Source organism: Pigmentiphaga sp. YJ18, from assembly GCF_038066655.1.
Taxonomy (GTDB): Bacteria; Pseudomonadota; Gammaproteobacteria; order Burkholderiales; family Burkholderiaceae_B; genus Pigmentiphaga.
Map to the genome: position 1 here is coordinate 314,408 of NZ_JBBUKU010000006.1, position 8,845 is coordinate 323,252.

Annotated in this window: 8 protein-coding genes and 1 other RNA gene; 1 reads left to right on the forward strand and 8 read right to left on the reverse strand. The window is 67.8% G+C overall.

Annotation, left to right across the window (positions count from 1 at the left end; translation table 11 throughout):
- Positions 1-6: 6 nt before the first annotated feature.
- From WKR98_RS28215 to WKR98_RS28245, 7 genes are all read right to left on the reverse strand, one after another.
- Positions 7-564: a LuxR C-terminal-related transcriptional regulator gene (locus WKR98_RS28215; RefSeq protein WP_124691247.1), complete on the reverse strand. Its 558-nt coding sequence runs from the start codon at positions 562-564 to the stop codon at positions 7-9.
- Between the two features lie 53 nt (positions 565-617).
- Positions 618-1,029, reverse strand: an RNA gene (rnpB, locus tag WKR98_RS28220) — RNase P RNA component class A.
- 11 nt (positions 1,030-1,040) lie between these two features.
- On the reverse strand, positions 1,041-1,871 hold the full coding sequence (locus tag WKR98_RS28225) for a DUF3025 domain-containing protein (protein ID WP_341435295.1): 831 nt from the start codon (positions 1,869-1,871) through the stop codon (positions 1,041-1,043).
- Positions 1,853-2,908, reverse strand: a complete 1,056-nt coding sequence (pyrC, locus tag WKR98_RS28230) for a dihydroorotase (protein ID WP_341435296.1) — start codon at positions 2,906-2,908, stop codon at positions 1,853-1,855. The genes WKR98_RS28225 and pyrC overlap by 19 nt, the downstream gene beginning before the upstream one ends.
- 130 nt (positions 2,909-3,038) lie before the next feature.
- Complete coding sequence (locus WKR98_RS28235; protein WP_341435297.1) at positions 3,039-4,541, reverse strand: amidohydrolase family protein; 1,503 nt, start codon at positions 4,539-4,541, stop codon at positions 3,039-3,041.
- Between the two features lie 90 nt (positions 4,542-4,631).
- Positions 4,632-5,825, reverse strand: a complete 1,194-nt coding sequence (locus WKR98_RS28240; protein WP_341435303.1) for a M20 aminoacylase family protein — start codon at positions 5,823-5,825, stop codon at positions 4,632-4,634.
- Between the two features lie 52 nt (positions 5,826-5,877).
- Positions 5,878-6,717, reverse strand: coding sequence for a DUF3047 domain-containing protein (locus WKR98_RS28245; protein ID WP_341435298.1), 840 nt, complete (start codon positions 6,715-6,717; stop codon positions 5,878-5,880).
- 256 nt (positions 6,718-6,973) lie between these two features.
- Between WKR98_RS28245 and WKR98_RS28250 the strand changes: the two genes are divergently transcribed.
- Positions 6,974-7,345, forward strand: coding sequence for an SWIB/MDM2 domain-containing protein (locus tag WKR98_RS28250; RefSeq protein ID WP_087841749.1), 372 nt, complete (start codon positions 6,974-6,976; stop codon positions 7,343-7,345).
- A gap of 82 nt (positions 7,346-7,427) precedes the next feature.
- Here the strand turns inward: WKR98_RS28250 and WKR98_RS28255 are convergent, their stop codons facing one another.
- Positions 7,428-8,615 carry a PQQ-dependent sugar dehydrogenase gene (locus tag WKR98_RS28255; protein ID WP_341435299.1) on the reverse strand — a complete coding sequence of 396 codons (1,188 nt, stop codon included), beginning with the start codon at positions 8,613-8,615 and terminating at the stop codon, positions 7,428-7,430.
- Positions 8,616-8,845: the final 230 nt, after the last annotated feature.

The window sequence follows — 8,845 nt, forward strand, 5'->3', positions numbered from 1 at the left end:
CGGCCGCTAGGGCAGGCCCAGCAGGCGGGAAATGAGTTCGCCCACGGTCCGGGCCTCGAGCTTGCGCATCAGCCGCAGTCGGTAGGTCTCGACCGTGCGCGGGCTCAGCGCGAGGTCCTTGGCGATCTGCTTGCTGGTCCGTCCGGCCAGGATCTGCGCCGAGATCTCCCGCTCGCGCGGAGTCAGCGCCAGGCGGACCGGACGCACCGGGCGCAGGTCCTCGAATACCCAGATGGCGCAGGCATAGGGTTGGGCCGGGTCCACCGGCTGTCCGGACACCGCGCACCAGAACAGCTCGCCGTTGCGATGGACCATGATGCGCTCGTCGCGGTGGATGCCCTCGGCCAGCATGCTGCGCACGCCGCGCGCGCCGATGTCCTCGTACTCGGAATGGGAGGGATACAGCATTTCCGTGGTCTGGCCCACCAGTTGCTGGCGGCTGTACCCGAACATGCTCGCGAACGCGCGGTTGCAGCGCTCGATGACCCGGTCGCGCGTCACCAGCAGGCCGACGGGGGCCAGTTCGAAGGCAAGATCCGAAGGGGTAGGCAGGGCGGCGGTCATGGGGCTCGCGGCGAAGGACTTGCCCCGGATGGACGGCCAGGCGCAAAAAATCAAGGCAAAGCAGATCGATAGGCCGGATTCTGTACACGGGCGTCGCCCGCGGGCAGTCATTCCTCTGGGCCGGCCGTTGCCGGACGGCTCTAGCCACCTACCCGCATGCTCGGGCGGACCGCCCTGAACGGCCGAAGCCGCGCGCATGCCTATTTGGTGTTGCTCCGGATGGAGGTTGCCGCGTTTCACCCTGCCGCGACTCGCACGGTTGCCCGTACGAACGGTACGGAGTGGCCGTACCGGTGCGGACATCGTCCGCCCTCGCCGCAGACTCGTCTCTGTGGCCCTGTTCCTCGGCTTCGCGCCCGGGCTTGCGCCCTGGCGATCGCCGGACGGCCGTTAGCCGCCATCCTGTCCTGTGGAGTCCGGACCTTCCTCGATGCCCGAAGGCACCGCGACTGCCTGATCTGCTCTGCGCCGTTATTTTACCGCTGACGGGTGCGGCCGGGGCGGAAAACCTCGGTATCGTCGTAGAACCCCGGCGACGTGTTGTCGGGCCACCAGCCGGGCAGGCCCAGCACCGGCAGCGGACACAGGTCGCGCGCGGTGAAGAAGGGCCAGTTGTCCAGCCAGTCGGCCACCAGCCGATCGATGGTGGTGCGCCGCTGCTGGGGGGAGGCCCGGAAATACGAATCGTCGACCGGCACGATCAGCGTGTGCGCGGTAATGGCCTTGTAGGGCCGAACCAGCTTCTCCAGCAGCCCGTGGCCGACCGCCCAGGGCTCGGTCTGCATCAGCGTCGCGGTGCGGCGTTCGACGAACAGCGTGCGCCAGTCGAAGCGGCGCAGCGCCTGGGCCAGCTCGTCGCTGGAGCAGGCCAGCACCAACCCGTTCTCGTCGAAGATGGTTACCGCGTCCCGCAAGGGCCCCCGGCCCTCGGCGGCGGACGCCTTCTTCAGCGCGCGCGCCTGCATCGCGTTCAACCGCGCCTTCGTCTGCGGGAAGGCGAACCACGCCAGTCCGTTGAAGAGATCGTGCAGGTTGTCCCGCGTGGGAATGCGGCCGGTCTGGTGGATGTGCGCCTCGTAGGCCCGGCCCTCGGGCAGGTCGGACTGCGGCACGAACACCAGCGGCTTGCCCGAGGCCACTCGCGTGCGTCCGCGCGCGCCGTGGCCGCCCTCGCCCGCCGTAAGCAGCCGGTTCAGGCTGTCGCACAAGGGCTCGTCGCCCGAGGGCGCCAGCAACTCGCCCTTGTGGGCGATGCCGGCGAACCAGGGCTGGCCCCAGTCGATGTGGGTCAGATCGAGACCCGCCACGGCAGGGTCTCCCCGCTGGCCAGCGGCACGATGGTCTGCTGGCCGAACGACAGTTCGTCGGGAATGCGGAAAGACTCGCGCACCAGCGTGAGCTTGCCGGTATTGCGCGGCAGGCCGTAGAAATCGGGTCCGTGGAAGCTGGCGAAGCCTTCCAGCGCATCCAGCTTGCCGGCGTCGTCGAAGGCCTTGGCGTACAGCTCCATCGCGTGCAGCCCCGTGAAGCAGCCCGCGCAGCCGCAGGCGTGCTCCTTCAGGCCGCGCGCGTGCGGCGCGCTGTCGGTACCCAGGAAGAAACGCGGATTGCCGCTGGTGGCGACGTCGACCAGGGCCTGGCGGTGCGTCTCGCGCTTGAGCACCGGCAGGCAGTACCAGTGCGGGCGCATGCCGCCCTGGAACAGGGCATTGCGGTTGTACAGCAGGTGCTGGGGCGTGAGGGTGGCGGCGATGGGACCCTCGGCATCGCGCACGTATTGCGCGGCATCGGCCGTGGTGATGTGCTCGAACACCACCTTCAACACCGGGAACGCGCGGCGCAGGGGAATCATGACCCGGTCGATGAAGACCTGCTCGCGATCGAATACGTCGATGGCCGGGTCGGTGGCCTCGCCATGGGTCAGCAGCGGCATGCCGACCTTCTCCATGGTTTCCAGGACCTTGGCGCAGCGGCCCAGCAGGTCCGTCACGCCGGCATCCGAGTTCGTCGTCGCGCCGGCCGGATACAGCTTGACCGCATGGACCGCGTCCGATTCGCGGGCGCGCTGGATTTCCTCGGGTGCCGTATTGTCGGTCAGGTACAGCGTCATCAGCGGCTTAAACGTGTCCGGCCCGATGCCGCTCTTGCCGAGCGCCGCCAGGATGCGGTCCCGATACGCCAGCGCCTGGGACGTGGTCGTGACCGGCGGCTTCAGGTTGGGCATGATGATGGCCCGGGCGAACTGGCGCGCGGAATGGGCGGCGACGGCCTCGAGCGCCTCGCCGTCGCGCAGGTGCAGGTGCCAGTCGTCGGGGCGGGTGATGGTCAGCGTGGAAAGGGTCATGGATGCGGCCAAGGGGCGTATCGGAAGGTCGGCCGGCGCACGCGTATGCCGCGCGCGCCGGCTAGGTTGCCTTCATTTTACGGCCCGAACCCGGCCCCGCGCCAACCCCCGCGCCCGCGCGCGTTCCCGCTCATCCTTTCCGGTTCAGGTCGCCCAGGTTCTCTTTCCGGTTCGAGATGATGCCCTCGAGCCGCTCGTGCATCCGGCTCCCGGCCTGCGCGGCCAGGTCCGCGACCTCCTGGACGTCCAGCGTCGCGTGCCGCCCGCCCCGCAGCAGCACGCGCCCCCCCACCATCACGGTATCGACGTTGGCGGGCATGCCCGAATAGACCAGCGAGTAGTACGGGTCGATCACCGGGGCCATGTTGATGTCGTTCTTGCGGACCAGGATGATATCGGCCTGCTTGCCGGCCGACAGCGACCCGATGGCGTCATCCATCCCCAGCGCCTTCGCGCCGCCCAGCGTGGCGATCTCGACGATGCGGCGCGGTTCGAGCTTGCGGTCCACGTCGGCGCGCTGCTTGTGGGCCCACAGCAGCGCCCGCATGACGGTAAAGAAATCGCCCGTCGCCAGCGCGCTGGACGCATCGACCGACAGGCTCAGGCTGGCCCCCAGCGCCTCCAGCTCCGCGAACTGGATGTAGCCGTTGCGCACCGTCGAATACGGGATCTCGATGGCCGGCGACATGCTGAAGTGCACCTGTTTTTTCACCATCAGCTCGCGCTCGGCGGCCGTGTAGCCCTGGGTGTGGATCATCAGGATGTCCGGCCCCAGCAGGTTGCTTCGATCCATCAGCCCCACGAGTCCGTGCGCCGTGTCGCCGTAGTGGAGCGAGATCGGCAGCCCCAGCTCCCGCGACGCACGCACTTCGCCGACGAAGGTCTCGTCGCTGCCACCGGCCTTCAGCACCGCCGGCGACGGCAGTTGCAGGTTGACGCCCAGCCTCAACCTGGGGTCCGCGCGGCCCCAGTTCGCCAGCGTCGCCTTGACGCCGGCCAGGTCCAGGCGCTCGCCCCGGCCAGGCGTGCCGTACGAGAAACGGGTGCGGGCCCCGACGTCCAGCGCCGCGCGGATCTCGGCATCGGCGTGCGCGACGGACCGCGTGTTGTGCGAGAAATTGTTCAGGCAGGTCACGCCCGACAGCAACTCCTGCATCAGCCCGAACCGGACCGAATGGAAGGCATCGTCCGGCGTGCATAGCGGCGCGGCGCGATTGGTCGTCGGGAAATAGCCGCGCAGGGGATCGTCGCCCCGCACCGAACCGCGCAGGAAGGCGTTCCACAGATGGGAGTGGGCATCGACGAAGCCCGGCATGACGATCATCCCGCGCGCGTCGATGACCTGCGCGCCGGGCACGGACAGCTTGCGGCCCACCGCGACGATGGCGCCGTCGCGTACGTGGACGTCGCCCTCGGGCAGGTCGCCCACGCTCCGGTCCATCGACAGCACATGGCCGCCGGAGATCAGGAACTCGCGGCCTGGCGCCCGCGCCCCTTCCGCCTGGCCCCGCGCCGGGCCCGCCGCGGCGATACCGGTTCCGGCCACCGCCGCCGCCATCGCGCCGCGCAGGAAGTCCCGGCGGTCCAGGCCACCGGTCCCGGCGTAGGCCGCCGAGCGTTTTTCGTTCGCCATGTCATCCTCCCATTTTGCTTTAGATGTACAAAGTTTATTTCTAAAGCAATTGGAAGGAAGGCTGGTGCAAACCCGCCCCCTCGGGCGGGCTCAGTCCACCACCGGCATGCTGCGTTCGACCAGCGAGGCCATGATGCCCGCGCCCAGGGGGATCACCGCGTCGTTGAAATCGTAGCTGCTGCTGTGCAGGAAACAGCCCCGCTCCGCGCCGCCCTGCCCCAGCCGGAAGTAGGCGCCCGGCCGTCCTTGCAGCATGAACGAGAAATCCTCGGCGCCCATCGACGGCGTCAGGTCGCGGATGACGTTTTCCTTGCCCAGCATCGCGGTCGCCACGTCGGCCACGAAATTGGCTTCCCGCGGCGTATTGATGGTGGCCGGATAGATGCGGTCGTACTTCAGCGTGGCCGTCGCCCCGAACGCGGCCGCGATCGACGAGGACAGATCCCGCAGCCGCGTCTCGACCATCTCCTGCACCGTGCGCCGGAAGGTCCGCACCGTACCCACCAGGCGCGCCTCGCGCGGAATCACGCTCATCGCGCCGGGATTGCCGGCCTGCACCGAACAGATGGACACCACCGCCGAATCCAGCGGATTGACGTTGCGCGAGACGATGGACTGCGTGGCGGTAATGATCTGGCCCGCCACCACGACCGGGTCGATCGTCTGGTAGGGGTGCGCGCCATGGCCGCCCTTGCCCTCGATGACGATCTCGAAGCGGTCGGACGCCGCCATCATCGGTCCGGGATTGATGCCGACCTTGCCGGCCGGCAGCCCGGGCCAGTTGTGGAGCGCGTAGATTTCGTTACAAGGATAGGTATCGAACAGCCCATCGTCCATCATGGCGCGGGCCCCGCCCAGCCCTTCCTCGGCGGGCTGGAAGATCAGCACCGCGGTGCCGTCGAAATTGCGCGTCCTGGACAGATAGCGCGCCGCGCCCAGCAGGATGGCGGTATGGCCGTCGTGGCCGCAGCCGTGCATCAGGCCCGGCTTGCTGGAACGGTGCTCGAAGGCGTTGTCCTCGGCCATCGGCAGCGCGTCCATGTCGGCCCGCAGGCCGATCATGCGGCCGCTGTCGCAACGCCGGCCGTGGATGATGCCGACCAGTCCGGTCTTGCCTATGTTCCGGTGCACCTCCACGCCCAGCAGCTCCAGCGCCTTGGCGATGATGCCCGAAGTGCGGACCTCTTCGAATCCTAGCTCGGGATGCGCGTGCAGGTCGCGCCGCAGCAGCGTCAGATCATCGTGAAATTTGCGTATGGCTTCCAGCGGCGAACGCAACGCCACCCCAGCATCCATTCCTGCTCTCCGGTCCTGCGGCCGCTCGGCGGCCCGAATGTCAATCGATAACCGGTCCGTCCGGGAGTTCCCCCAGCGCGGTACGACTTGGTGTCAAAAGCTGAATGTCGCCATACCAGCTTTCAGCATAGCCCCGGGTGTTGTCCGAGTCGGTCATGACCCCCACGCCGATCAGCGTGCCGGGCTCTTCTCCGAACAGCTCGATGTAGTCCTGCACGTAATTGCGTTCGTAGTCCAGCCAGCGGCCCGTGCGCTCGGGACCGGACTCGACCACCTTCAGGCGGATGCGGGACGTGTGGGCATTGGCCAGGTTGGCGCCCACCGGCTTGCCGGTATCCCAGGTGTAGATCAAGGTGGCGTAGGGCACCTCGCGCCCCAGCAGCATGCGCGCGGTCTCGGCCAGCATCTGGTCGCGCAGCGGCAGCTTGCGCCAGTCGCCGTCGAAGGCCAGCACGAGGCGCGCGGGCGCGTCCTCGGTCTCGGGACGGGAACTGTCGGCCCGCTCGATCATCGTGTCGGTGCGCCAGGACCAGCGCACATACGGGGCCTGCGCGGCGGGCAAGTGCACGGGCACCCACATCCCGCTCGCGGCCGATTCCGCCACGGCATGCAGCACCGGGCGCTCGTGTCCGTCCACACTGGCGCGGACGACCTGATAGCGGGTCCGGGTCTTGTCGGGCCGGATGATCCAGGGCCGCCATCCCGCCGGGGTCTCGCCCACGGTCGAGGACGACTGCGACAGCATCAACGCCGCGGCGCCGTCGACCGGGTCCGCCTGCTCGGCCCGCTCGGGGGTGGGTCCGGCACAGCCCGCGACCAGCGCCGCGAAAGCCAGCCACAAAGCGGACGAGCGGATACGAAACGGAACAAATGCAAACATCGGCGAGCGCATCCCGGCAAGGGCATGGAAGGGCAATGTGACCATTCTACCGGCCATAGCGGCCCGCCAAGCGTTGCATCCCCGTCTAAAACCCCGGGGAAACGCCGTTTCTGTTGGAATTTTGTTGTGGCTTTGCCCAGCAAGGCGATATGCTGCGCTCGCGGGGTTATTCCGCAGTTCTGGAGTCTGCCTCTCGCGCACTGCGGTGTGGCCCTGCCAACGATCTGACGATTGAACCCCTTTTTAGGAGTACAGCATGGCCACAGCCAAGAAGGCGCCGGCGAAGAAAGCCGCGCCCGCCAAGAAAGCCGCTCCGGCTAAGAAAGCCCCGGCCGCCAAGAAGGCCGCTCCGGCCAAGAAGGCCGCGACCAAGGCTCCCCGCAAGGTCAACGCCGCCTTCCTCAAGCCCATGACCCCCAGCGCCACGCTGGCCGCCATCATCGGCCCGGCCCCGCTGCCGCGTACCGAAGTCACGCGCAAGATCTGGGAATACATCAAGAAGCACAAGCTGCAGGATCCCAAGGCCAAGCGCAACATCAACGGCGACGCCAAGCTCAAGGAGCTGTTCGGCAAGCCCAGCGTCGACATGTTCGAGCTGACCAAGATCGTCAACGCTCACCTGAAATAAGCAGGCAGCCCCGTCCGACGGGACTCCCGCCAGCGCCCGGCCAACATGGTCCGGGCGCATCGCAGGCCCGGCCTCGCCCGGCCTACGAACCTCCGGCGCCCGCGCCGCGCAGGATCAGGATCTTCCCCTGCCTGGCATCGGTCAGCAGGTACAGTTCTCCCGACGCCCCCATCACGACATCGCGGATCCGGCTGCCCATGCCGGTCAGCAGACGCTCTTCGCGCACGACTTTCTCGCCGTCCAGCTGCAAGCGTATCAACGCCTGTCCGCTCAAGGCGCCGGTGAACAGGCTGCCCGTCCACGAAGGAATGGCCTGGCTGGTATAGAACGCCAACCCGCTCGGCGACACCGACGGCACCCAGCTGTACAAGGGCGGTTCGAAGCCCGGCGGCGACGCCTCCTGCCCGATCCGGCCGCCGCCATACTCTTCGCCGTACGTGTACAGGGGCCAGCCGTAATTCTTGCCGGCGCGCACGACGTTCAACTCGTCGCCGCCCTGCGGACCATGCTCGATCATCCACAATTCGCCAGTACCTGGATTCAGCGCCGCGCCCTGGGGATTGCGATGGCCCAGCGACCAGATCTCGGGCAGCGCCCCCTTGTCGCCAGCGAACGGATTGTCGCGCGGCACGCTGCCATCGTCGTTGACCCGGACGACCTTGCCGTGGTGCGTGTTCAAGCCCTGGGCGTCCGGACGGGTCTGGCGGCTGGAGCGTTCGCCCAGCGTGATGAACAGTTTGCCGTCGCGCGCGAACACCAGGCGGGAACCGAAGTGCAGCGTGCTGGCGAACTTGGGAGACTGGCGGAAGATGACCCGGGAGTCGGCAAAGCGCCAGTGGCCGCCTTCCTGCACCAGCTTTCCGCGCGCGACCGCAGTACTGTTCCCCCTCTCGCCCGCCTCGGCATAGCTCAGGTACACGAGTCCATTGCGCGCGAAATCCGGATGCAGCACCACGTCCAGCAAACCGCCCTGGCCACGAGCGTCCACCTTGGGTACGCCCTCCACGGGCGCCGAGACCTGCCCCTGCCCCGACACCACGCGCAAGCGTCCGGGCCGTTCGGTTACCAGGGCGCCCCCTTGCGGCAGCAGCGCAAGACCCCAGGGGTGCTCCAGGCCCTCGGCCCAGGTGGACAACTGCACGCCCGCAGGCAGCGCCGCGCGAGTCATGGGTACGTCCTGCCCTGGCCGCACGGGCTGGGCCACCGACGTGGCGCCCACCGTGATGCCAAGCGCCACGGCCCATCCGGCCATCCAGCGTCCTGATCTCATGTCGTTCTCCTTGTCCGCGATCATTTCTTGACCGGGAAAAAGGCGTAGCCGTTCCCCTGCGGGCCCACAGGAGGTCCCATCACAGGAAACAAGAGGTAGGAAGACGCTACGCGGAATGCGCGGCCGTAAAAGACAAAACCCCCGGCCGGAGAACCGGTCGGGGGTTTTGGTTGTAGATAGCCTGACAATGACCTACTTTCACAGACGTCCGTCCACTATCATCGGCGCAA